Annotated in this window: 24 protein-coding genes and 1 tRNA gene; 21 read left to right on the top strand and 4 right to left on the bottom strand. The window is 28.3% G+C overall.

Going from position 1 to position 25,506, the window contains the following annotated elements:
• Positions 1 to 60 precede the first annotated feature (60 nt).
• Genes HMPREF2782_RS05185 through recQ form a run of 6 tightly spaced genes read left to right on the top strand, consistent with a single transcriptional unit; the run spans position 61 to position 6,129 of the window.
• Complete coding sequence (locus HMPREF2782_RS05185; RefSeq protein WP_070641367.1) at positions 61 to 894, top strand: energy-coupling factor transporter ATPase; 834 nt, start codon at positions 61 to 63, stop codon at positions 892 to 894.
• The gene (locus HMPREF2782_RS05180) at positions 891 to 1,748 is read left to right on the top strand and encodes an energy-coupling factor transporter ATPase (protein WP_070641366.1); all 858 of its coding nucleotides are present in this window, start codon (positions 891 to 893) and stop codon (positions 1,746 to 1,748) included. The genes HMPREF2782_RS05185 and HMPREF2782_RS05180 overlap by 4 nt, the downstream gene beginning before the upstream one ends.
• On the top strand, positions 1,741 to 2,535 hold the full coding sequence (locus HMPREF2782_RS05175; protein WP_070641365.1) for an energy-coupling factor transporter transmembrane component T family protein: 795 nt from the start codon (positions 1,741 to 1,743) through the stop codon (positions 2,533 to 2,535). Before HMPREF2782_RS05180 ends, HMPREF2782_RS05175 begins: the two co-directional genes overlap by 8 nt.
• On the top strand, positions 2,532 to 3,290 hold the full coding sequence (gene truA / locus HMPREF2782_RS05170) for a tRNA pseudouridine(38-40) synthase TruA (RefSeq protein WP_070641364.1): 759 nt from the start codon (positions 2,532 to 2,534) through the stop codon (positions 3,288 to 3,290). The genes HMPREF2782_RS05175 and truA overlap by 4 nt, the downstream gene beginning before the upstream one ends.
• A gap of 21 nt (positions 3,291 to 3,311) precedes the next feature.
• Positions 3,312 to 4,301 (top strand): DUF4097 family beta strand repeat-containing protein, encoded by a 990-nt coding sequence (locus HMPREF2782_RS05165; protein WP_070641363.1) that lies wholly within the window; start codon positions 3,312 to 3,314, stop codon positions 4,299 to 4,301.
• 40 nt (positions 4,302 to 4,341) lie between these two features.
• Positions 4,342 to 6,129 (top strand): DNA helicase RecQ, encoded by a 1,788-nt coding sequence (recQ, locus tag HMPREF2782_RS05160; protein ID WP_070641362.1) that lies wholly within the window; start codon positions 4,342 to 4,344, stop codon positions 6,127 to 6,129.
• A 63-nt stretch (positions 6,130 to 6,192) separates the two neighbouring features.
• Here recQ and asnA read toward each other — a convergent pair whose 3' ends face one another.
• On the bottom strand, positions 6,193 to 7,206 hold the full coding sequence (asnA, locus tag HMPREF2782_RS05155; RefSeq protein ID WP_019118093.1) for an aspartate--ammonia ligase: 1,014 nt from the start codon (positions 7,204 to 7,206) through the stop codon (positions 6,193 to 6,195).
• A 166-nt stretch (positions 7,207 to 7,372) separates the two neighbouring features.
• Here asnA and HMPREF2782_RS05150 point away from each other — a divergent pair, with 166 nt between their 5' ends.
• The 10 genes from HMPREF2782_RS05150 to HMPREF2782_RS05105 all read left to right on the top strand — a co-directional run bounded on the left by HMPREF2782_RS05150 (position 7,373) and on the right by HMPREF2782_RS05105 (position 16,649).
• Positions 7,373 to 8,326: a substrate-binding domain-containing protein gene (locus HMPREF2782_RS05150; protein ID WP_070641361.1), complete on the top strand. Its 954-nt coding sequence runs from the start codon at positions 7,373 to 7,375 to the stop codon at positions 8,324 to 8,326.
• 144 nt (positions 8,327 to 8,470) lie between these two features.
• Entirely contained in the window at positions 8,471 to 9,331 is an 861-nt protein-coding gene (locus HMPREF2782_RS05145) for a substrate-binding domain-containing protein (protein ID WP_070641360.1), read from the top strand.
• A complete protein-coding gene (pstC, locus tag HMPREF2782_RS05140; protein WP_070641359.1) occupies positions 9,332 to 10,192 on the top strand; it encodes a phosphate ABC transporter permease subunit PstC in 861 nt (286 codons plus the stop codon).
• Positions 10,193 to 10,201: 9 nt separating this feature from the next.
• Positions 10,202 to 11,002 carry a phosphate ABC transporter permease PstA gene (gene pstA / locus HMPREF2782_RS05135; protein WP_070607858.1) on the top strand — a complete coding sequence of 267 codons (801 nt, stop codon included), beginning with the start codon at positions 10,202 to 10,204 and terminating at the stop codon, positions 11,000 to 11,002.
• Positions 11,003 to 11,012: 10 nt separating this feature from the next.
• The gene (gene pstB / locus HMPREF2782_RS05130; protein WP_070641358.1) at positions 11,013 to 11,870 is read left to right on the top strand and encodes a phosphate ABC transporter ATP-binding protein PstB; all 858 of its coding nucleotides are present in this window, start codon (positions 11,013 to 11,015) and stop codon (positions 11,868 to 11,870) included.
• 1 nt (position 11,871) lies between these two features.
• Positions 11,872 to 12,489, top strand: coding sequence for a phosphate signaling complex PhoU family protein (locus tag HMPREF2782_RS05125; protein ID WP_070641357.1), 618 nt, complete (start codon positions 11,872 to 11,874; stop codon positions 12,487 to 12,489).
• Entirely contained in the window at positions 12,486 to 13,145 is a 660-nt protein-coding gene (locus tag HMPREF2782_RS05120; protein ID WP_070641356.1) for a response regulator transcription factor, read from the top strand. Before HMPREF2782_RS05125 ends, HMPREF2782_RS05120 begins: the two co-directional genes overlap by 4 nt.
• The gene (locus tag HMPREF2782_RS05115) at positions 13,142 to 14,761 is read left to right on the top strand and encodes a sensor histidine kinase (protein ID WP_070641355.1); all 1,620 of its coding nucleotides are present in this window, start codon (positions 13,142 to 13,144) and stop codon (positions 14,759 to 14,761) included. The genes HMPREF2782_RS05120 and HMPREF2782_RS05115 overlap by 4 nt, the downstream gene beginning before the upstream one ends.
• Before the next feature lie 65 nt (positions 14,762 to 14,826).
• Positions 14,827 to 15,117, top strand: coding sequence for a (2Fe-2S) ferredoxin domain-containing protein (locus HMPREF2782_RS05110; protein WP_070607851.1), 291 nt, complete (start codon positions 14,827 to 14,829; stop codon positions 15,115 to 15,117).
• A gap of 23 nt (positions 15,118 to 15,140) precedes the next feature.
• The gene (locus tag HMPREF2782_RS05105; protein ID WP_070641354.1) at positions 15,141 to 16,649 is read left to right on the top strand and encodes a 4Fe-4S dicluster domain-containing protein; all 1,509 of its coding nucleotides are present in this window, start codon (positions 15,141 to 15,143) and stop codon (positions 16,647 to 16,649) included.
• Between the two features lie 84 nt (positions 16,650 to 16,733).
• Here the strand turns inward: HMPREF2782_RS05105 and HMPREF2782_RS05100 are convergent, their stop codons facing one another.
• Entirely contained in the window at positions 16,734 to 17,951 is a 1,218-nt protein-coding gene (locus HMPREF2782_RS05100) for an FprA family A-type flavoprotein (protein ID WP_070641353.1), read from the bottom strand.
• 366 nt (positions 17,952 to 18,317) lie between these two features.
• On the opposite strand from HMPREF2782_RS05100, the gene HMPREF2782_RS09335 reads away from it, so the two are divergent.
• From HMPREF2782_RS09335 to HMPREF2782_RS05075, 5 genes are all read left to right on the top strand, one after another.
• A complete protein-coding gene (locus tag HMPREF2782_RS09335) occupies positions 18,318 to 20,249 on the top strand; it encodes an acyl-CoA dehydrogenase family protein (RefSeq protein WP_004838285.1) in 1,932 nt (643 codons plus the stop codon).
• 12 nt (positions 20,250 to 20,261) lie between these two features.
• Positions 20,262 to 21,500 (top strand): FprA family A-type flavoprotein, encoded by a 1,239-nt coding sequence (locus tag HMPREF2782_RS05090; protein WP_004838286.1) that lies wholly within the window; start codon positions 20,262 to 20,264, stop codon positions 21,498 to 21,500.
• A 93-nt stretch (positions 21,501 to 21,593) separates the two neighbouring features.
• Positions 21,594 to 23,408, top strand: a complete 1,815-nt coding sequence (gene nadE / locus HMPREF2782_RS05085; protein WP_070641352.1) for an NAD(+) synthase — start codon at positions 21,594 to 21,596, stop codon at positions 23,406 to 23,408.
• Positions 23,401 to 24,192, top strand: coding sequence for a metallophosphoesterase (locus tag HMPREF2782_RS05080; protein WP_070641351.1), 792 nt, complete (start codon positions 23,401 to 23,403; stop codon positions 24,190 to 24,192). The genes nadE and HMPREF2782_RS05080 overlap by 8 nt, the downstream gene beginning before the upstream one ends.
• Positions 24,183 to 24,256: transfer RNA gene (locus tag HMPREF2782_RS05075), tRNA-Arg, on the top strand. The genes HMPREF2782_RS05080 and HMPREF2782_RS05075 overlap by 10 nt, the downstream gene beginning before the upstream one ends.
• A gap of 37 nt (positions 24,257 to 24,293) precedes the next feature.
• On the opposite strand, the gene HMPREF2782_RS05070 is transcribed toward HMPREF2782_RS05075, so the two are convergent.
• Positions 24,294 to 24,803, bottom strand: a complete 510-nt coding sequence (locus HMPREF2782_RS05070; RefSeq protein WP_070641350.1) for a nucleoside 2-deoxyribosyltransferase — start codon at positions 24,801 to 24,803, stop codon at positions 24,294 to 24,296.
• Between the two features lie 51 nt (positions 24,804 to 24,854).
• Positions 24,855 to 25,436: a DUF4230 domain-containing protein gene (locus HMPREF2782_RS05065; RefSeq protein ID WP_373880583.1), complete on the bottom strand. Its 582-nt coding sequence runs from the start codon at positions 25,434 to 25,436 to the stop codon at positions 24,855 to 24,857.
• Positions 25,437 to 25,506: the final 70 nt, after the last annotated feature.

Genomic DNA, 25,506 nt, shown 5'->3' with positions numbered 1-25,506 from the left:
GCTATCTATTTTTTAGATAGTCGCTTTTTATGTTTAAAAAAGTATTGAAAGGAAGAAAAATTGATTAAAATTGAAAATTTAAATTTTTCTTATAAAAATAATTCAGACGAAAATGAAAATGTAGAATACACAGCAGCTTTAAATGATTTAGATTTGTCAATTAATAAGGGAGAATTTGTAGCTATTTTAGGTCATAATGGATCAGGAAAATCAACTTTGGCAAAGCTTTTGAATGGACAAATATTTCCTACAAGTGGAGATATTTTAATTTGCGGAATGAATACAAAGGATGATAAAAAAATTTGGGAAATTAGGGAAAAATGTTCTATGGTTTTTCAAAATCCTGATAATCAAATGGTGGCAACTACTGTAGAAAATGAAGTTGCATTTGGTCCTGAAAATTTGCAAATTGAAAATCCTGAGTTAAGACAAAGAGTAGATGAGGCAATAAAACTTGTAGGTATGCAAGATTATATAAAAAAATCTCCTTCTGAGCTTTCAGGCGGTCAAAAACAAAGAGTTTCTATAGCTGGAGTTATAGCTATGTTATCAGATTGTATTATATTTGATGAACCAACGGCTATGCTTGATCCCAAAGGCAGAGCCGATGTTATGAATATAATACACGATTTAAATAAAAAATATAAAAAAACAGTTGTCCATATTACTCATTATATGGAAGAAGCAGCTCTTGCTGATAGGATAATTGTTTTAAATAAAGGGAGAAAAGAGCTTGAAGGAAGTGCAAGAGAAGTTTTTTCAAATGTTAAAGAAATGAAAGAATTAGGACTTACAGTTCCACAAGTTACAGAAATTGCCTATGAGCTTGAAAAAGAAGGATATAATTTTGATAAATTGCCCTTAAATATAGAAGAATTTTTGGAGCTAGTATGAAAATTGAATTAAAAAATGTCGATTATATTTATAATGAAGATAGAGAAGAAAAAAGCTATGCTCTAAAAAATATAAATTTAGAGATTAATAAACATGAAATAATTGGTTTAATCGGACAAACCGGTTCTGGAAAATCTACTTTAGTACAACTTTTAAATGGACTTTTGATTCCTACAAATGGAGATGTTTTTGTAGATGGAGTTAATACAAAAGAAAAAAAGACAAGAAGAGATATAAGATTTAAGGTTGGTCTTGTTTTTCAATATCCAGAAAATCAGTTGTTTGAAGAAACTGTTGCAAAAGATATTGCCTTTGGTCCAAAAAATATGGGGCTTTCTGATGAAGAAATTCAAAAAAGAGTAAAAAATTCTATGCAAGCAGTTGGTCTTGATTATGAAACTATAGCAGAAAAATCTCCCTTTGAATTATCTGGAGGTCAACAAAGAAGAGTTGCTCTTTGCGGAATTATTTCTATGAATCCGAAAGTTTTAGTTTTAGATGAGCTTACAGCAGGACTTGATCCAAGGGGACGAGATAATATTTTTGGAGAAATTTTAAAATTATATAACAATGACCCAGAACTTACAATTGTTTTAGTTTCGCATTCAATGGAAGATGTGGCAAAATATGTTGATAGGGTTATTGTTATGAACAAGGGGGAAATATTTTCTGACAAATCAACTTATGATACCTTTACAAAAACAGATTTATTGTCGATAGGATTGGATATTCCTCAAGTTACAAAATTTATGAAAGCCTTAAAAGAAAGAGGCGAAAATGTAAGAGATGATATTTATACTGTTGAAGATGCAGTAATTGAATTGAAAAAGTATTTGGAGGCTAAAAATGAGTAACATAGCGATAGGTCAATATTTGCCATACGATACATTTATTCATAGGCTTGATCCAAGAGTAAAATTAATAGCATCTTTGCTTTTTATAATCACAATATTTTTTGTAGAAAGCTTTATAGGATATATTCCTTTTGTGATTTTATTAATTGCCATGGTAAGCATTGGGAAAATTCCTGTAAAATCCCTAATAAAAAGCATTAAGCCTTTGATTTGGATTTTATTAATAACTGGACTTATAAATTTATTTACAACTAGTGGAAGGACACTTTTTACAATTTTTTCCTTAACGGCAACTTATGAGGGATTATATAAAACTATTTTTATGTTTGTAAGAATTATAATGATAGTTGTATCAACTTCAGTTTTAACTTTTACAACTTCTCCAATGGAATTAACAGATGGTTTGGAAAAATTATTAGGACCTTTAAAAAAATTTGGTTTTCCGGCAGGAGAGCTTGCTATGATGGTTTCAATTTCTCTAAGATTTATTCCGACTTTATTTGAAGAAGCTCAAAGAATAAAAATGGCGCAAATGGCAAGAGGGGCAGATTTTGAATCTGGAAATATTATTAACAGGGCAAAAAATATGATTCCCTTATTAGTTCCTCTTTTTATAAATTCATTTAAAAGAAGTGATGATCTTGCAACAGCGATGGAGGCAAGACTTTATAGAATTGGTAGAGAAAGAACAAGGCTAAATGAAATAAAAATGACAAAAACTGATAGTTTAGTTTTGATTTTATTTATTTTATTTTGTAGCGTGGTTATTATTAAATTTTTTATATGACAATTCAAAACATTTTATTAAAGGTCCAATATGATGGATCTTTATTTGAAGGATTTCAAATTCAAAAAAACAAAAGAACAGTACAAAAAGAGTTGGAAGATGCTATTAGGAAAGTTACTGGAGAAGAAAATAGAATTATTGCTAGTGGCAGAACAGATAGCGGTGTCCATGCTAATGAAATGTATATAAATTTTTTGACTGCAAAAAATATTAGGGCTGATAAATTTCATTTTCATCTCAAAAAATATTTACCTGATGATATTTTAGCTCTTGAATCAAAAAAAGTAGACAAAAATTTTCATGCAAGATTTTCAGTAAAAACAAAAACCTATAAGTATGTTATTTCGCTTGATAAAATTCTCCATCCAATTTATAGAAACTATATGGAGCAGGTAACTTATAAACTAGATTTTGATAAACTTGAACAAGGAATGGAAATTTTAAAGGGCGAACATGATTTTCGTGCCTTTATGCTTAGTGAAAAAAATGATATAATTAATACAATAAGAAAAATTGATGATTGCTACTTTGTTTTGAATGAAAATAGATTGTATTTATATTTTAAGGCTGAAAGTTTTCTTCACAATCAAGTTAGAATTATGGCTGGCTCTTTGATTGAATTAAGTCGTGGGAAAATTAGCCTTGATGAATTTAAATATTACTTTAATGAAAATAATACAAGAAGAGCAAATCCAACTTTGAAAGCTGGAGGGCTGTATCTTGATAGTATAGACTATAGCAATTTAAAAAGTTAGTTATTATTATGGGAGAGTTAAATGAGTAAAAATAAAAAAAATAATAGCTTTAAACTTGATAAAAAGCAAATAGCTATAGGCTTTTTTGCCCTTATTGTTTTGGCTTTAATTTTCTTTTTGTCAAGAAATATAGATTTTGCTAGTAAAGAAGGCAAGTCTTCAAAAGAAATTAATGAAAATTCTTATAATTCATCAAAGATTATGAGAGTTGACCTTGATGAGCTAAAATCAATTGATTTTGATTTGAATACTTGTGATGTGAGAATTCAAAAATCTTCTACAAATCCTTATGTAGAATATACAAATCTTTATAAAGATGATTATTCCTATGAAGTAAAAACTAAATATAAAGACGGTAATTTGAAATTATCTTCTGATATAAAGGGAAAAGAACTTTATATGAAAAATAAAATTCAAATTGTTAGAATTTTTTTGCCAAAAAATAAAAATTTAGAAAGTATCAAGGGTAGAGTTGGTGCTGGGGATATAAAAATAAGTGGGCTTTCATGTAAAGATATGGATCTTGATTTAAAAAGTGGAAATATTTCTTTTGAAAATTCAAAAATTTCTGGTTCAGTTACAAATAAAACTGGTTCTATTTTGCTAAAAAAATCTGAAATCAAAAATACTAATTTTACAACAACAAGTGGAAATATTTTAGTTTCTGATTGCAATCTTATGGCTAATGAATCAATGGAAACAGAAAATGGAGATATAAAAATAAAAATTAAAGATCCGATAAATTCTTTTAATATTAATGCAAAGTTAAATGTAGGAAATTTTGTTTTGGGAGATGTTTCTTATAGAAATATTTTGGATGGATACCAAACTGGAAAAAATAAAAAGAAAATCCTAAATCTTAAAACAAACATAGGAGATATTTTGTTTAATCAAAATGAAAAAGAACAAATAAATGAAGAAGATTTTATAGATGGGCCAGATGAGCAATCTTCAAATGAATCTTCAAATTCAAATGACGACAATATAAATAATAAAGATGAAAATAATTAAGTCTTAGGCTTAATTATTTTTTTTAGGTAAAAGGTAGGATATGGATATTTTAAAAAGTTTAAAAAAATATTTTGGTTTTGATTCTTTTAGAAAAGGGCAAGATGAATTAGTTGAAAATATATTAAAAGGAAATGACGTTTTGGGAGTTTTGCCGACTGGTGGGGGAAAATCAATTTGCTATCAACTTCCGGCATTAATGCTTGATGGAATTTGCCTAGTTATTTCTCCCTTAATTTCTTTAATGAAAGATCAAGTTGATTCTTTAAAGGAAAATGGAATTAAGGCAGAATTTATAAATTCAAGCCAAGATATTAAAACTTATACACAAACATTAAGAAAAATAAAAAGAAATGAAATAAAAATTTTATATATTTCTCCAGAAAGATTAGAAAATGAATTTTTCATCGATTTTATTAAAGATTTAAATATTTCTTTTATAGCAGTTGATGAGGCACATTGTATTTCTCAATGGGGACATGATTTTAGACCATCATATAAATTAATTCCCCAAATTTATGATTTATTCGACCAAAAAATACAAATTGCAGCCTTTACTGCAACAGCTACAAAATCAGTTAGAGAAGATATAATAAATAATTTAAAATTATCTAATCCTTTTGTAAAAGTTACAGGATTTGATAGGGAAAATCTTTTGTTTGAAGTAAGAAAGCCAAAAGATAAATTGGCATTTCTTTCGAATTATTTATCAGATAAAAAAGATTTATCAGGAATAATTTATGCCTCAACTAGAAAAAGGGTTGAAACTTCTTATAAATATTTGAAAAAATTATCCTATAATGTAACTTTGTACCATGCGGGACTAAGCGATAAGGAAAAAAAGAAAAATCAAGAAGATTTTATTTATGATAGAAAAAATATAATTGTTGCAACAAATGCTTTTGGAATGGGAATTGATAAATCTGATGTAAGATATGTAATTCACATGAATATGCCAAAAGATATGGAATCTTATTACCAAGAAGCGGGAAGGGCAGGAAGAGATGGCGAAAAATCTGATGCAATTTTACTTTATTCAACTCAAGATATAGTTATAAATAAATATTTAATTTCTCAATCTCCTAACAGAGCTTATCAATTAGTAAAACTAGAAAAACTTCAAACAATAATAAATTATGTAAATACAAATAAGTGTTTGAGAGCATTTATTTTGGAATATTTTGGTCAAGATGCAAAAGAAAAATGTAATAATTGTTCAAATTGCTTAGATGATTATGAAAAAATTGACGTAAGCCTTGATAGTCAAAAAATTTTATCTTGTATTTATAGATTAGGACAAAGATATGGGATTTCTACAATTGTCGATTGTTTGAAAGGGTCAAATAACAAAAATTCCAAAGAAAAAAATTTGAAAAATATATCAACTTTTGCTTTGATGAAAGAAAATAATACAAAATATATAAAGGATTTGATAGGAGTTTTGATTGCAGATGGTTATATAAAAGTTTCTGGTTTTAAATATCCAATCTTAAAATTAAATGAAAAATCAAAAGAAGTTTTATTTTCTAAAAAGAAAGTTTATATTAGGGATTTGAAAGAAGAAAATAAAAAAGAAAAAATTGATAAATTTAATGGAAATTTTGATTATGACATAGATTTATTTAATAATTTGAAAAAATTAAGGCTAGAAATTTCTAAAAAAAGAAATATTCCGCCTTTTATAGTTTTCTCTGACGCATCTTTAATAGATATGGCAAGATTAAAACCAAAAAATGAAAGAGATTTTTTGAAAATAAAAGGAGTAGGCGAAAAAAAATTAAGCCAATATGGGGACTTGTTTATTGGCAAAATTATAGAATTTGATAATTAAAAAATAAAAAAGGATTAGAATACCTATTCAAAAACTCTTAGGTATAAAAATCCTTTTTTTAATTTATAATAATATAACTGAATTTTTCTTTAATTCTTCTCTCATTTCATCTGGCCAATAGGATACTTGAACTTCTCCAATGTGGGCTTTTTGTAAAAAGAACATACAAAGTCTTGATTGACCGATTCCACCTCCTATTGTTTGTGGAAGTTCATTATTTACAAGTAATTTGTGATACTTATAATTTAATCTTTCTTCGCAATCAGAAATTTTTAATTGTTCTTTTAGTGTTTTTGCATCAACTCTTATTCCCATTGATGATAGTTCTAATTGGTCATCTAAAACTGGATTGTAAACTAAAATATCTCCATTTAAATTCCAATCGTCATAATCTGGAGATCTTAAATCGTGAACTTCTCCATTTGATAAAACTTTTCCAATTTGCATTAAAAATATTGCCTTATATTTTTTGCAAGCAGCTTTTTCTCTTTCCTTACTGTCTTTACATTCTGGAAATTCATCTATTAATTCTTGGCTTGTCATAAATTTTATATTATTTGGCAACAATTTAACTCTTTTTGGAATTAGATGACAAAGATATTCGTCTAGGGCTCTTAGGGTATTAAAAATTGTAATAACTGTTGCTTTTAAATAATCTACATTTCTATCGCTAGGCTCAATTACTTTTTCCCAATCCCATTGGTCAACATAAAATGAGTGAGTATTATCTGGCACTTCACATCTTCTAATTGCGTTCATGTCAGTGTAAAGTCCTTCATACATTGCAAAATTATATTCTTTTAGAGCATATCTTTTCCATTTTGCAAGTGAGTGAACAATTTCCATTTTTTCATTATTTGCTTCAGGAAGTGTGAATTTAACAGGTTCCTCAACACCAGATAGGTTATCATTTAAACCAGTAGAATTTTCTACAAATAAAGGTGCTGAAACTCTTTTTAAATTCAAATTATTTGATAAATTTATTTGGAAAAAATCTTTTATTTCTTTTATTAACATTTGTGTCTTATATAAATTTTTATCGCTTTGATAATTTTCTGGTATTTTTATTTCTTGCATATTCTCTCCTAATTCTTTTTCTATTTTTACTATTAGATTATATAGTTTTTTATATTAATTACAAGATTTTAAAATAATTAACATAAATTTTACATTTGCCTAATCATTTCAAAACAAAAAGGATTTATTATTCATAATGAAGTTACAAATATTAAAGGAGAAAATAATGAAAATTAAAAATTCAAAAATTATAGTTGCGGCACTTTCCTTATCAATGATTTTATCAGCTTGTGGAAATAAGGATAATTCTAATGATGGATCAAACGGATCAAATCCAACTGAAAATGCAAGTACTGCAAGTGAGAAAAAAGAAGGCGAAAATACTAAAGCTAATGAAGAAGATTTTGATATAAGTGTTGTATCAAGAGAAGATGGTTCAGGAACAAGGGGAGCTTTTATTGAACTTGTTGGTCTTGAAGAAGAAAAAGATGGAGAGAAAAAAGATTTAACAACTGATGAGGCTGTAGTTCAAAATTCTACAAATGGAGTTATGCAAACTGTATCTCAAGATCCATCTGCAATTGGTTATGTTTCTTTGGGAAGTGTAAATGATAATGTAAAAAAAGTAAAAGTTGATGGAGCAGAAGCAACAGAAGAAAATATTGAATCTGGAGCTTATACTTTACAAAGACCATTTAATCTTGCTTTCAAAGAAGATAAACTTGACGATTTGGCAAAAGACTTCTTGGCATTTGTTTTGAGCAAAGACGCTCAAGATATTGTTGAAAAAGAAGGATATATAAAAGTTGAAGCAAAAGATTACAAGGGCAAAAAAATCAAAGGAGATTTAACAATTGCAGGTTCTACATCTGTTACTCCTCTTATGGAAAAACTTGTAGAAAAATATAAAGATGTAAATCCAGATGCAAATATAGAAATTCAATCAACAGGATCATCTTCAGGAATCGAATCAACAATTTCTGATGTTAGTCAAATTGCTATGGCATCAAGAGAATTAAAAGATGATGAAAAAGATAAACTTCAAGTAGAAGTTTTGGCAAAAGATGGAATTGCAGTAATTGTTAATAAAGAAGATTCTAAAATAAATGACTTAACAAAAGATCAATTAAAAGAAATTTTCTCAGGAAAAATTAAAAATACAGCTGATTTAAGCAAATAATAATTTTAAATAGGCTCTAGGAGATTTCCTATGAGCTTATTTTTTTGAAATTTTTTATAAACTTTACACAGATTTTACATAAGATTTATCAAATCAATACAAGGATTTAATATTATTATGTAAAGAAAATGAGAAGGAGATTGTATGGCAAAAAAAATATTATTGCTTATTTCTACTTTGCTTTTAATTACATCTTGCACTGGCAAAAAAACAAATGTAAATAAGAGCAAAAATTTTGACCTTACTGTTACAAGTAGGGAAGATGGTTCAGGAACGAGAAAAAGTTTTATCGAACAAGTTGGTTTGATAAAGGAAGATAAAAATGGAAATTATAAAGATTTGACAACAGATAATTCTATGGTAATAAATTCGACAAGTGGAGTTTTGAAAGCTGTTGGAGTTGACAAAACTGCAATAGCTTATGTATCTTTAACATCTTTGGATGATTCAGTTAAAGCTATTAAAATTGATGGAGTAAGTCCAAATAAAAATACAATTGAAAGTGGCGAATATAAGTTGCAAAGACCATTTGGACTTGCCTACAAAAAAGATTCAGCCAAAGACTTATCCAAAGATTTTTTGGAATATGTTAAAAGCAAAAGTGCAAAAAAATTAATTGAAGATGAAGGACTTCTTGCTATTACAAATGAAAAAGAATATAAGTCAAAAAATCTCAAAGGCAAATTAACAATTACAGGTTCATCATCACTAAGTTCAATTGTAGAAAAACTTGCTGAAAATTATGAAAAATTAAATAAGGATGTTGAAGTTGAAGTTTTATCCAACGAATCTTTGACAGGTTTAAAAAATGTGAAAGATAATGTTGTAGATATTGCTATGGTTTCAAATAAATTACAAGATGAAAATCTTTTTTCAGAAATTTTTGCCATTGATGGCATAGCAATAATTGTAAATAAAGACAACACTCAAATTAATGATTTGACAATGGAGCAATTGAGAGATATTTATAGGGGAGAGATAAAAAATACAGGAGAGTTAAAATAAATGAAATCATTTAAGGAAAAATTTGGAGAAATTGTATTTTTAATTTCTGCTATTATGTCTATTTTATTAATAATTCTTATTACTTTTTTTATTTTTAGATCAGGAATAGATTTTGTTAATAAATATGGACTTATAAAATTTATTACAGGAAATAAATGGGCGCCAACCGCAAAACCAGCTTTTTTTGGAATAGGACCAATGATTGTCGGCTCAATTATTGTAACAGTTTTATCAGCAATAATTGCAATTCCATTTGGACTTGCTGTATCAATTTTTATGGCTTATTATTCAAAAAAATCTTACAATTTTTTGAACGGACTTATTAATTTGATGGCAGCAATTCCTTCAATTATTTATGGATTTTTTGCTATGATGGTTTTGGTTCCATTTATTTCAAAAACTTTTAAAACTGGTGGAATGAATATGCTAACTGCATCGATTTTATTAGCAATTATGATCCTTCCAACCATGGTAAATATTTCAAAAAATTCCTTAGAGCAAGTTCCAGAAGTTTTTTATACAGGCTCTCTTGCTCTTGGTGCTACAAAGGAAGAAACAATTAGAAAAGTCATGGTGCCTTATGCAAAAAGCGGAATTTATTCTTCAATAATTCTTGCTATTGGAAGATCAATCGGAGAAACTATGGCAGTGTATTTGGTAATTGGAAACCAACCAAGAATGCCTAATAGTCTTTTTGATGGAGTGAGAACTCTTACAACAAATATAGTTTTGGAAATGGGCTATGCATCTGGTCTTCACAGAGAGTCCCTCATTGCCACAGGTATGGTTTTATTTGTATTTATTCTTTTAATAAATATAATATTTAATTTTATAAGAAATAAAGATCAATCAAGAATGTAGAGGTAGAAGATGAAAAAATCTTTTAAAATAATAATTTATGTCTTATCACTTTTGGGATTTGCTGCAGGTGGAATTGTTATTGCATATATTTTATTAAATGGAATTCCAAATATTTCGCCGTCACTTTTTGAATTTAAATATTCATCCCAAAATGTTTCTATAATTCCAGCTCTTGTTACAACATTTTTATCAATTTTGATAACCCTACTTGTAACTTTGCCAATAGGAATTTTTACTGCAATTTATTTGTCCCAATATGCAAAAAATAAATTTATAATTAAATCTGTAAGATTTGCTACAGAAATTTTATCATCAATTCCATCAATCGTTTATGGTTTGTTTGGATATTTATTTTTTGTTGATGCTCTTCATTTGGGATATTCCTTAATCGCTGGTTGCTTGACAGTTTCAATTATGATTCTTCCAACTATAATTAGAACAACAGAAGAGGCGATTTTAAATGTAAATCCTCTCCAAGCTCATGCATCACTTGCTCTTGGTGCTACAAAAATTCAAACAATTTTCAAAATAATAATTCCAGAAGCAATAAATGGAATTTTGGGAGGAATATTTTTATCAACAGGAAGAATAGTAGGAGAATCAGCAGCCCTAATTTATACAATGGGAACTGTAGCCAAAACACCTTCATCAATTTTTGATTCTGCAAGAACTATGGCAGTTCACATGTATGTTTTGTCGACTGAAGGTTTTCATGTAAAAGAAGCTTATGCAACAGCTGTTTTGCTTTTGGTTTTTGTGATTTTACTCAATTTTGTATCAGCAAAAATTTCAAAAGCAATAGTAAAATAAGGAGATAATAATGGAAAAAACAAAGAATGAAAATTTAAATAAATTTTTATCAGAAGATAAGAATAGGATAAAAACTTTTTTTGGAAAAAACGAAGAAAATAATTTAGAAAATAAAAAAACAATAATCAATGTAAAAGATTTAGATTTATTTTATGGAGATTTTCAGGCTTTAAAAAAAATAAATATGGAAATAAAAGAAAATGAAATCACAGCCTTTATAGGACCAAGTGGTTGTGGTAAATCTACAACTTTAAAATGTTTTAATAGGATGAACGATTTGGTTGATGATTGTAAAATAAAAGGGCTAATAGAAATTGACGGCAAGGATATTAATAAAAAAAATGTTGATGTTGTTAGTCTAAGAAGAAATGTAGGCATGGTTTTTCAAACTCCAAATCCTTTTTCAAAATCAGTTTATGACAATATAACTTACGGTCCAAAAATTGATGGTATCAAAGATAAGGATGAGCTTGATGCGATTGTGGAAAAATCTTTGAAAGCTGCAAGCGTATGGGATGAAGTAAAAGATAAATTAGACAGAAATGCTCTTTCATTTTCTGGTGGCCAACAACAAAGAATTTGCATAGCAAGAACTCTTTCTGTAAATCCAGAAATAGTTTTGATGGACGAACCAACTAGCGCCCTAGATCCAATTTCTACTGCATCAATTGAAGAGTTATTAGAAGATTTAAGGGGTAAATATACTATAGTAATAGTTACTCATAATATGCAACAAGCAGCAAGAATTTCTGATAGAACGGCATTTTTCTTGACTGGAGAAGTTATTGAAATGGATGAAACAAAAAAAATATTTAATGATCCAAGAGATAAAAGAACTGAAGATTATATAACAGGAAGGTTCGGTTGATATGAGAACAAGATATATTGAAGATTTAAATAATATTAGGGAAATGGAAAAAAATGTTTCGGAGCTAATCGAGGTGTCATACGATAGATTTATTTTATATGTTGAAAATAATCAAAAAAATAATCTTGAAGAGATAATTGACCTTGATCATGATATTAGACAATATGGCGCAGATATAGAAAGATTTTGCTATGATCTTTTGGCTTTGCAACAACCAGTTGCAAGAGATTTGAGATTTTTACAAATGTCTATTAAACTTGCATCAACCTACAAAAGAATTTCAAATCATTTGGCACAAGCCGCTGCAATTATTTTGGAATTTCCATTAAGAGATGAAGAAAGAGAATTTGTAAAAGAATTTATAAAAAATCAAAAATACATGAATATTAATAGCATTCAAAGTTTCGAAGACAATGATAATGAGCTTGCCCTAAGAACAATAGAAGATGACCAAATTAATAATAAATTATTTGAAGATTGCCTTCATTACCTTGTAAAACTTACAAAAACAGACCAAATAACACCTATGGAATTGTCTGAAAAAGTACTTTTCTATAAATATTTTGAAAGAGTAGGAGATAGGCTAGCAAAAATAGCTGATTATTCAACAAGATTATGATTTATGTTGTAGAAGATGACAAGGCAATAAGAAATTTAGTTTTATATGCTTTAAAAGAAAAAAATTATCAAGTTAGAGGCTTTGAAGATGGTCTGAATGTTGTAGAATCTTTGAAAAATGAAAATGTAGATTTGTTAATTTTGGATATAATGTTGCCAGAAAAAGACGGAATAGAAATTTTGAAAGAAGTTAGAGAATTTTCAGATATTCCTATAATAATGCTTACAGCAAAAAATGATGAATATGATAAAGTTTTGGGACTTGAAAGCGGAGCGGATGATTATATTACCAAACCATTTTCTATTTTAGAATTAATTTCAAGAATTAAGGCTGTTTTAAGAAGAAGCGAAAAGAAAGATAGTGAGCATTTATCTTATAAAAACATAAGAGTAAATATCAAAAAAAGAACAGCAAAAATTGATGGAGAAAAAATCGACTTAACCTATAAGGAATTTGAAATGCTCTTGTTATTTTTGTCAAATATTGGTAATGTTATAACAAGAGAAGATTTTCTACTAAAAATTTGGGGCTATGATTATGAGGGCGAAACAAGAACAGTTGACGTTCACATAGCAAGTCTTAGAAATAAATTAAAATCTGCAGGCGTTCACATAAAAACTGTAAGAAATTTAGGATATAAACTTGGAGAAATATGAAAAAAATAATTGAGAAAAATATTAATATTATAACAAGTTCACTAATTATTGTTATTTTTATAATTTTCTCTTTATTTTCATACCAAAGACAAACAAAAGCTCAAGATGAATTTGTAGAAAATTCCTTGAGCTTTTTTGCTTTTGGAGAAATTGATGAAAATAAAGTTGAAAATTTTAAAAAATCCTACAAATACGATTTGCTAGTAAAAGATGAAAAAGAAAAAGTCATCTATAATACTGGGATAGATAAAAATATAATAAAAAATTATGAGTTTGAAGATATTGATATAGTAAAAAAATCCAAAAAAAATTACCTAGGCTATGAAAGAAAAATTTTTGCGAAAAAATCTCATGAAAAAATATTTGCCATAGAATTTTATAATACGTCTTTTCTTTTGTATCTTTTTAAAAGAATTTATATGTTAATATTTGCAATAATTTTTGCTTTAATAATAAATAAATTTTTCACAAATTCCCTATACGAAAAACTTATAAATCAATTCAAAGAAAAAATAAATGATAAAAAAGATTTTGAAGATTTAAAAGACAATCCAAAAAAATATTTGGACAAATTAATAAATGAAAAAGGAAAAATTGAAGATGAAAATTTAAAATTAAAAACAAGAATAGCCAATATTGAAAAAATAACATCAAATATGGAAGAAGGATTTATATATTTCGATAAAGATGGAAATATTGTAATAATTAACGATGCTGCAAAAAATTTATTAAATATCAACAGAGAAAATAAACTAGATAATTTAATTGACAATGAAGACTTTAAACTTGCCCTAAGACAAACAAGACTTCTAAAAAAAGGAAAAAATTTAGACTTGGATCTTGATGAAATTTCAGTAAAAATATTTTTGGATCCTGTAATAGATGAAGAGATTGTTTCTTATATTGTAATTGTAATTGACAATTCAAAAAACAAAAAAGCAGAAGCAATGCGAAGAGAATTTAGCTCAAATGTAAGCCATGAATTAAAATCTCCTCTAACAAGCATAAATGGTTATGCAGAGCTAATAGCCACAGGCCTTGCAAAAGATGACGATATAAAAAAATTTGGACAAATTATAAATGAAGAAGGAAATAGACTTTTAAATATTATTGACGATATATTAAAACTTTCAAAACTTGATGAAGAAAATTTACAAGAAGGAAAAACCATAATAAATATAAAAAATGTCGTCGATGAAAGTATAAATAGATTCAAAAGAATTTCTGAAATGAAAAATATCAAAGTCGAAAACAAAGTTTGTGATATAAATATAAAAACTCACGAATCACTTTTTACAGACTTAGTTACAAATATTTATGAAAATGCAATAAAGTACAACAAAACAAACGGACAAATTATAATAAAATGTGAAAAAAATAAAAAAAATATAAAATTAATAATTGAAGATAGGGGAATTGGCATAAAAAAAGAAGATTTGCCAAGAATTTTTGAAAGATTTTATGTAGCTGACAAACAAAGAACGAGAATATTAAAATCAACAGGACTTGGCTTATCAATCGTAAAACATATTTGTGATTATTTAAATTACGATATAAAAGTAGAAAGCAAATATGGATATGGTAGTAAATTTATAATTTCAATTCCAGCTTTGTAATTTTATTTTTTAATTTTATTTGATATAATTATTATGAGTAATTATTAAAATTTTAAGGAGTAGATATGAAAATACAAGTTTGTGCAGGCGCAAGATGTACTATGCTAGGATCTGACATAATTTACAATAGATTGTCAGATTTTGTAGAAGAATTTAATAATAGAATATATAAGGGAGATTTAGATGTACAAGAAATCGAACTTGAAATAGAAATGGTAACTTGCAATGATGTTTGCAAAAAAAATAAAAAAAATTCCCCAGTTGTTATTGTTGACGGAAAAATTTTTACAAATGCAAAAACACAAGTTATCATGGAGTACATATTAGATAAGGCTTTTGAAGAAAATTTTAAATAAAATATTTAAGGAAAGAATAAATAATGAAAGAAACATACATAAACATATTAAATATTAGAAGAATGGCCTTTGAACACATTGCAAAAATTGCTTTTGAAAATAGGCCAATATATGACATAGCTACAGAAGTATTTGATATACTTCCAGGAGAAGAAGCATCTTATAGGGAAAATATTTTTAGAGAAAGAGCAGTAATGGGCGAAAGACTAAGAATGGGAGTTGGTCTTCACGCAAGAACAGCCGATAATACTGGGGCTATTACTGATGGTTTGGATGACGAAGATTTTGATATAAAAAAATATGAACCACCACTCGTTTCAGTAATAAAAATAGCTTGCGAAGCATGTCCTGAAAATAGGGTTGAAGTTACAAATACTTGTAGAGCATGTATTGCCCACCCATGCGTAAATGTTTGTCCAAAAAATGCTATCACCTACACATCAAAAGGTTCAATAATTGACCAAGATAAATGTATAAAATGTGGAAAATGCGTAGAAGCTTGTCCATACAATGCCATTGCCCATACAAAAAGACCATGCGCAGAATCTTGTGGAGTTAAGGCGATAAAAAGCGATAAATTAGGAAGAGCAGAAATTGACGATGACAAATGTGTAGCTTGTGGAAGATGTATAACAGCTTGTCCATTTGGAGCAATTTCAGATAAAACAGAAATTTACCAATTGGCAAAAGCATTAAATACAGATAAACACGTTTACGCAATTGTTGCCCCATCATTTGTAAGACAATTTGGTCAAATGGCATCTCCTGTTCAAATAAAAGAAGCAATTAGAAAATTAGGTTTTAGAGATGTAATAGAAGTAGGACTTGGAGCAGACCTTACAACATTAAATGAAGCCCACGAATACGTAGAAAGCGTGCCAGAAAAAATTCCGTTTATGGGAACATCATGCTGTTATTCTTGGAAATTAATGGTAAAGAAAAAATTCCCAGAAATAAATGACAAAATTTCAGAATCATCAACACCAATGATTTATTCAGGAAAACACATCAAAAAAATGGATGAAAAAGCCCAAGTAGCATTTATTGGGCCGTGTATTTCCAAAAAACTTGAAGCAAGAAGACCAGAAGTTGCAGAAACAATTGATTATGTAATAACTTATGAAGAGCTAATGGGAATGTTCTTGGCAAAAGATATAGACCCTGCAGAAATAAAAATTGAAGAAGATTGGCAAGATGCATCAGAAACAGGAAGAAATTATGCAGTAAGCGGAGGAGTAGCTGAAGCTGTAAAAAGAAGAATTGCAGAAATAAATCCTGATTTAGAAGTTAATGTAGAAAAAGCAGAAGGACTTGCCGACTGCGTAAAACTTGCCCAAATGGCAAAACTAGGAAGAAAAGACGGACTATTATTAGAAGGAATGGCATGCGTAGGAGGATGCGTAGGAGGCCCTGGAACCTTAATTTCAGAATTAAAAACAGGCAAAGCAGTAAAACAATTTGCCAAAGAATCAATCTACAAATCCCCATACGACAACAAAAACATCCCAGAAGAAGATAAACCAAAAGACTGAAAAAATAAGAGCAAGAGCACAGTAATGTGCTCTTTTTGAGTACAAAAAAAGATGCAAAAATTTGCATCTTTTTAAAATTAATTATTATTCTTTATCTAAATCTTCCTTAATAGCCTTAGCTAAATTTTCAAGAGTTTTTTCTTGGTCATCTTTCATTGAAGAATTTATTATAAAATCTTCTCCAACATATTCGTGTTTTCCTTTTTCAAGAATTTCTTTTGCTTGTTCAAGAGATTTTCCACCCCATGAATAATTATGAATGAATGAGATGTGTCTGTTTTGGTAGCCTGTTCCAACTAATTCTCTTAAAAGAGCATCCATCTTATGGTATAAACCTGCATTATAATTCATAGCTACAAAAACTTGGTTTGAATATTTGTGGCTATCAGCAATAATATATGAAAAATCATTGTCAGAAACATCATATAATTTTATTTCTTCAACTCCAAGCTCATCAAGTTTTGAAGCCAAAACATCAGCGCAAAGTTCTGTGTTTCCGTACATTGAAGAAAATACAATATTTACACCCTTAACTTCTGGTTTAAAATTTGCCCACTTATCATATTTATCTAAAATAAATTCTATAGATTTTTTGTCATCATAAATTGGTCCGTGAAGAGGTAAAATTCCATTAATTTCAAAATCTGAAACTTTTTTTAGAAGATTCGTAACCATTTTTCCTTGTTTTCCAACTATATTTATATAATATCTTCTATTTTCATCTACCCAAGAATCTTTTTTGATGTAATGTTTTGCGGAAACATGTCCTTCAAGAACATTAAAAGAGCCAAAAGCATCAGCTGAGAAGAATAAACCTTCTGTTGTTTCGTAAGTCATAAAAACTTCTGGCCAGTGAACCATTGGAGCAAAAACAAATTTTAAATTTCTTTTACCGATATTTAATTCATCGCCATCTTTGATTTCTAAAAATCTATCTTCATTGTATTTGTCATTTGGATAAAATTGATGGAAAAATTTTATGGTTTTTTGATTTCCTACAAATTTACAATTTGGATATTTGTCCAAAATAAAATCAATTGATCCACAATGGTCAGGTTCCATGTGTTGAACGATAATATAATCTAAATCTTCTCCGTCAAGAGCTTTTTCAACATTATCAAGATAAGTTCTTATTACAGAAGAATCAGAGCCGTCCATCAAAACATTTTTTTCATCTTTTATAATATATGAATTGTAAGTTACGCCATTTGGAAGGGTAAACATATTTTCAAATCTTTTTAAGTCCCTATCATTGGCGCCCACCCAATATATATTGTCATAAACTTTTTTTATAAATTGCATATAACCTCCAAAGTTTTATTTTTCTTAAAATCTATTATACCTTAATAAGTATAAAATTAAATAAAAAATAAAGCTGTCCTTATTTAAATTTTAATATTTCATTCAGAAAACTTTTTCATAATCAAAGTTTTTAAATATATATATTTATTATGAAAAAATATTTGGAAAAATTTTAAAAAATTTGATTAAATAAAGAATTTTAGGATATATAATAAGTGTAGATGTTTTACATATTCATATATTGCAATTTAATTTTATCATTATTTTTAATCTTTATAAAAATAAATTGTGTTGACAAAAAAACATTTTCAGTATAGAATTATATTGTAAAACAAAAATGGATATTATATTTTTTAGGAGGAATATATGCTTTTTAAAACAACAGATGAGCATGAAGCTTTACGTAAAAAAGTCAGAGAATTTGCTGAAGAAAAAGTAAAACCAATTGCTTTTGAGCTTGATCAAAACAACGAATTTCCTGACGAAATTGTAAAGGAAATGGGAGAATTAGGATTTTTAGGAATTCCTTATCCTAAGAAATACGGTGGTCAAGGTTTAGACGTAATGAGCTATGCGATCACAGTTGAAGAATTATCAAGAGTTGATGGTGGTGTTGGAGTTATTTGTTCTGCACATACATCTTTGGGTTCATGGCCTATTTATGCTTTTGGTACAGAAGAACAAAAGAAAAAATATTTAACACCATTAGCTAAAGGTGAAAAAATTGGTGCATTTGGTCTTACAGAAGAAAATGCTGGATCTGATGCAGGTGGAACAGAAACAACAGCTGAATTAGATTTGGATGGAAAAAGATATATTTTAAATGGTAAAAAAATCTTTATTACTAACGCACCAAAAGCAGATACATACGTAGTATTTGCGGTAACAACTCCAGGAATTGGAACTCATGGTATTTCAGCATTCATAGTTGAAAAAGGAATGGAAGGATTCACATGTTCTGATCACTATGACAAATTAGGTATTAGATCTTCATGTACTGCTGAATTACATTTTGATAATGTAAAAGTTCCTAAAGAAAATCTTTTGGGAAAAGAAGGTCAAGGATTTAAGATTGCTATGGCAACTCTTGACGGTGGTAGAATTGGTATTGCATCTCAAGCTTTAGGTATTGGACAAGGTGCTTATGAATCAGCTCTTGCTTATGCTAAAGAAAGAGAACAATTTGGTATGCCAATTGCTCATCTTCAAGCAAATACATTTAAACTTGCTGACATGGCAACAAATTTAAAAGCTGCAAGACTTATGATTTATTCTGCAGCAGAATTAAAAGAAAATCACGAAAGATATTCAGCAGATGCAGCTATGGCAAAACAATTTGCATCTGATCTTGCATCAAAGATAACTAATGAAGCTTTACAATTGTACGGTGGATCTGGATTTATTAAAGGTATCGATGTTGAAAGATTCTATAGAGATTCTAAGATTACACAAATCTATGAAGGTACAAATGAAATTATGAGAGTTGTTGTTGGAGCTAATACAGTAGGTAGAGCTCCAAAGGTTAAAGCTGTTGGATCAAATAAAAAATCTGGCCCTATTGCAGGAGTTAGAAAAGGCGAAATCTATGAAGGAGATCCAAAAGAAGCAGTTAAAAATCTTGTAGCAGCACTTAAAAAAGACGGATATGACTTTACTGTAGGAATTGATCCTTACACACCAATTGCAGATTCTCAAAGAATTGTTGTAGCAGGCCGTGGTATAGGCGAAAAGAAAAATATGAAATTGATTGAAGATTTAGCTTATCAAGCTGGAGCATCTATTTCATCATCAAGACCAGTTGCAGAAACACTTAAATATGTAGACATCAATAGATACGTTGGTATGAGTGGTCAAACATTCAAAGGAAATCTTTATATAGGTGTAGGTGTATCTGGAGCAGGACAACACTTAAAGGGAATCAAAAACGCATCAACAATAGTTGCAATTAACAATTCTAAAAATGCACCAATTTTCAACAACTGTGATTATGGTATAGTTGGAGATGCTATGGTAATTCTTCCACTTCTAATCAAAGAATTAGACAATGGAGAAGCTAAGAAACCAGCACCACCAATGAAGAAAATAAAAAGATCTAAACCAAGAAAAATGGCTCCTACAAATCCAATTTATGTAGATTTAGGTTCTGGATATGAATACAATCCTGAACTTGGAGATCCAGAAAATGGAATTGAACCAGGAACACCATTCGATAAATTACCAGATTCTTGGGTATCACCAGTATCAGGCGAAGCAAAAGATCAATTCATTAAAATGGATGTACCAGAAGACAGAAAGTAGTAGGAGGAATATATGTATACAGTTAGAAAAGTTACAGACGACTTATTTTATGTAGGTGGAGATGACAGAAGACTTGCTCTATTTGAAAATATTTTTCCTATAGACGGAGTTTCATACAACTCATACCTTTTAATGGATGAAAAAACAGTTTTAATAGATTCAGTTGACTGGTCTATTACTAGAGAATATATATTAAACGTATCTAGAGTTCTTGGAGATCGTGATCTTGATTATATGTTAATTCAACACATGGAACCAGACCACTGTTCTGCAATCGAATTAATGTTACATTACTATCCAAACGTAAAAATTATAGCAAGTGAAAAAGCTATATTATTTATGAGACAATTCGGTTATCACGTAGATGATAGATACATTGAAGTAAAAGAAGGAGATTCAATCTCATTTGGTAAACACGAATTTACATTCGTAGAAGCTCCAATGGTTCACTGGCCAGAAGTTTTAATGACCTATGATTTAACAGATAAAGTTTTATTCTCAGCAGATGCTTTTGGTTCATTTAAATCTAATGACGGAAGACTTTTTGCCGATGAAGTAAATTGGGATAGAGATTGGCTAGATGAAGGAAGAAGATATTTCACAAATATAGTTGGTAAATATGGTACATTTGTACAAGCAGTTCTTAAAAAAGCAGCAGGACTTGATATTAAATATATCTGCCCACTTCACGGACTTGTTTGGAGAAAAGACTTCGGTTATATCTTAGATAAATATAACAAATGGTCAAGCTATGAACCAGAAGAAGAAGGTGTATTGATAGCTTATGCATCAATGTATGGAAATACAGAATATGCAGCTCAAGCTCTAGCATCAAAACTTGCTGAAAGAGGAATGACAAATATTTCTCTAAGAGATGTCTCAAGCACAGATGTATCTTACCTAATTGCAGATGCATTTAAATATTCAAATATCGTTCTTGCATCAGTAACATACAACCTTGGAATATATCCAAAAATGAAAGACTTCATCCATGATATGGCAGCACTTAACGTACAAAATAGAGCAGTATCATTAATGGATAATGGTACTTGGGCTCCAACAGCTGCAGATAAAATGGAAGAATTCTTAGATAATGAAATGAAATTAATAGACGTTCTACCAGAACAAGTAAATATAGTTTCATCATTAAAATCTGCAAAAGAACCAGATATGGATGCTTTAGTTGACGGAATTTTTGAATCAATGAAGAAAAGAAGAGAAGAAGTTCAAAAAGCTAAAGATCAAAAATAAAAAAATAAATTCAAAACTGTCACAGGAAACTGTGGCAGTTTTTTTGTAAATCTTATATAATAATTTTATAGTTTAAAAAGATTTGAGGTTTATATGAAAAAAAATTTAAAATTAAGAGCAGAAAATTTTAAAATTAAAATTGGAAATATATCTTACAACAAGAAAAAAATAAAAGAAACGATAAAAAAAGCAAATGATGATTTAGTAAATATTTTGCTTTTGCCAGAACTTTGTATTACTGGAGCAAGTTTGTATGATGGATTTGCGAATGATGATATTTTAGAAGAATGCCTTGATGCTTTATTTGATTTGAAAAAATTTTCAAAAAATATTGATACTTTGTTTTCTGTTGGACTTCCTGTAAAAGAGGGAAGAAAAATAATTGATATGGTATTTTTATTAAAAGAAGGCGATATTATTGGAGGATTTTTTAAAGATAATTTTAAAGACCACGAAAAATATGTTTTTGACACTCCAGAAGAAGATGAATTTATTAAGATAAAAGATGAATATGTTCATCTCTATAATAAATCATATATAGAAATTAACGATATAAAAATAACTGTAAGCATAGGAGAAAATGAGGAGAAAAATATTCCCGATTCATTAATTTCTAAGTCGAAAAATAACATAGATATAATTTTAAATCCGTCAGCAAAAACTAGATATATAGGATCAAAAAAAGATATAGAAGATAAAATTAAATTTTTGTCAAAAGATACAATTTACCTATATTCAAGCACAGGACTTGGAGAAAGTTCAACCGATTTTGTTTATGAAGGCTTAAATATTATTGGAGAAAATGGAAAAATTAAAGAAAGTAAGAGAGATGAATTTGTTGATTTATGTTCATATTTTGATATAAGTCAAAATACTATAGAAGAATTTTTTGATTTTAAAAATAAGCCAAGTCTTTCATATTGGGATAAATTTCCTTATTTGCTTGATGATAAAAAAATCTATGTAGAAGATGCTTTTGATATATTAACAAGAGCTTTAATTCAAAGAATGGAGGCAATTTCTTGCAAAAAAGTTATCTTGGGACTAAGTGGTGGACTTGATTCAACCATGGCACTTTTATTTATAGTAAAAGCATTCGAAAAGATGAATTTGCCAAAAGAAAAAATTCTTTTATACACAATGCCAGCCTTTGGAACAAGCAAAAGAACAAAATCAAATGCTTTTAAGCTAGCAGAAGCTTTTGAAATAAAATTAAATGAAATTGTAATAAAAGATGCAGTAAATATTCATCTAAAAGATATTGGTCATGACGGAAAAACTCAAGATATAGCCTACGAAAATGCTCAAGCAAGAGAAAGAACCCAAATTTTATTTGATATAGGAAATATGGAAAATGCTCTAGTAATAGGAACTGGAGATAAGTCAGAAATTTCCCAAGGCTTTGCAACCTACAACGGCGATCACATGTCATCCTATGCAGTTAATGCCTCTTTGACAAAGACAGAATTAAGATACATTGTTTCCTATCTTGTAGAAAATACAAAAAATCAAAAATTAAAAGAAGTTTTGGACGATATATTAAAAACTCCAATTTCTCCAGAGCTAAAAAATGAAAATGAAGAAAAAATCAGCCAAAAAACTGAAGATATAATAGGCCCTTATGAATTAATAGACTTTTTCACATTTGAATTTTTGGAAAATTCATCAGTAGAAGAAATATATGAAAAAGCAAAAGTTGCCTTCAAAGACGACTATGACAAAAAAACCATAAAAAAATGGCTCAAATCATTTTATAAAAGACTAATTACAAGTCAATTTAAAAGATCAGTTTCAGTAGACGGCCCAGCCTTATCACAAAAATCATTCTCCCCAAGAAGAGGATACTTGTTAGCCTCAGATATGTCTGCAGAAGTTTTTCTAGAAAGAATAGAAAAATTAGATGAATAAAATAATGATTTTTATAATATTTTGCCTAATTTTACTTCTTTTCTCATACATTTACTATCAATGCAAGTGGGCAAAAGAAGTAAAGCAAGATATATACAGCAAAAAAATAAAAAATAAAATAAAAATAACACAAATTAGTGATTTTCATTCGAATAAATTAAAAAATATGGAATATTTTAAGGAAAAAATCCTAGAATTTAATCCGGATTTTATAATTTTGACAGGAGATATAAACGATTACGGAGAAGAAAAGAAATTTAATAGGGCAATAGACTTTCTAGAGAAGCTTTCAAAATTAGAAATAAAAACCTATTATATAACAGGAAATCACGAAGAAGCAGGCCCTATGCTTGATGAATTTATAGAAAAAATCAAAAGACTTGGTATAAAATATTTAAAAAATGAGGGAGAATATTTAAAAATTAGGGACGAAAATATTTATATTTATGGAGTAAGCTATAATAATTTTTCATTAAAAAATTACCAAACAAAAGATGAAAATTTAAATATAATATTAAGTCATTTTTCTAAAAACATAAGAGATAATTTAGACGATACTATGGATATAATTTTTTCAGGTCATACCCACGGAGGACAAGTTAGATTTCCATTTTTGGGAGCTTTGCTAGCACCTGGGGAAGGATATTTTCCAAAATTTGATAAAGGATTATTTAAATATAAAAATTCACAAATTTATATAGATTCAGGACTAGGAAATACCTTTATGGATTTGAGATTTTTAAATAGGATACAGTTTTCCAATATCACTATCATGCGCCAATAGTTTAATGGTAAAACAAAAGTGTCCGAAGCTTAAGATAGGGGTTCAATTCCTCTTTGGCGTGCCAAAAAATAGACTGAAGTAAATTTACTTCAGCCTATTTTTTATTTATTTTCTTTTATATAAGTAATTAAATCTTCAATCAATTCTTCTTTTTTCTTATAAATTCTTGGTTTTTTGAATTTATTTCCATTTTTATCTACGTAAGAAAGTCCTGTTACAAGTTTGTTTATATATAAAAAATCATTTTGAAATATGTCTTTTTTCATTGGTGGAAATTTATCTTCTTTGTCATTTCCTCCAAGTCTTATATCTGTGTAGAGTTGAAAAATTTGAAGACCTTTTTCAAATGCTATTCCCATCTCTGCTGCAAGGCCTAAATCTTGTGTGTCCATCAATCCTACTAATATATCTGCATTTTTAAGTCTTTCGTAGTCTGCTAATAGTATATCGTAATTTGATGTAAAGCCTGCATCTTTATCATTTATTTCTAAATTTTGTGCGGGATTATAAATTTCTATATCTGAAAATTCATTTTCAAGTGCCTTTTGAATTTCTAGTGCTTGCCATCTTTGTCCTTCTGTAAATAAATCACAACCTAAATATATTTTCATATTACCACCTTTCATAAGTATATTATAGCACAAAAAAATAAGGGCGAACCCTTATTTAAATTGTATATTTATTGTATAATCTTCAAGACTATTGTCTATGTTGATTATATCTTTTATTGCTTTTTCACATTTTTTGTTGGCTTCTATCAAGATTCCTTTGTCTATTGCTCTTTTTTCTACTGATTTTTTTTGATTTTTGGCAAAGTCATTGTAGTCTTCAACTTTAATTGGATTAAAAATTGAAGTTTTTTGGTCGAAAATTTTTAGGGAATCTTCATAAATTTCGTGCGATAAAATTTTTGATTTTGGTAATTTTATGTTTATAGTTTTTCCTGAAACTCTTACATCCATTTTTTCAAGATCTACTCCACAAGAAATCATTCCATCATAAGAAACTATAAATTTCTTTTGGGTAAATGGTATATCGTAGCCATAAAATTTATTTGAATTTTCAAATTGTCCCATATTTGTGTAGGAATATTTTAAACTTGTTAGCTCTTTTGCATTTTCTATTCTATTTTCTATTAATTTGTTGTCTATTTTATTTTCATTTTTTGAAGAAAAATAATTGAATGAAAACAATAAACAAACGGCTAAAAGAATTGCTATAATAATATTTTTTATTTTTGACATTTTTGCTCCTTTATTCATAATTAATATTATCTTATTATAAATATAATGAATTACAAGTCGTAAATGAAAA

Source organism: Anaerococcus sp. HMSC068A02, assembly GCF_001811125.1.
Lineage (GTDB): Bacteria > Bacillota > Clostridia > Tissierellales > Peptoniphilaceae > Anaerococcus > Anaerococcus vaginalis_C.
This window is presented reverse-complemented; position numbering and strand designations above follow the sequence as displayed.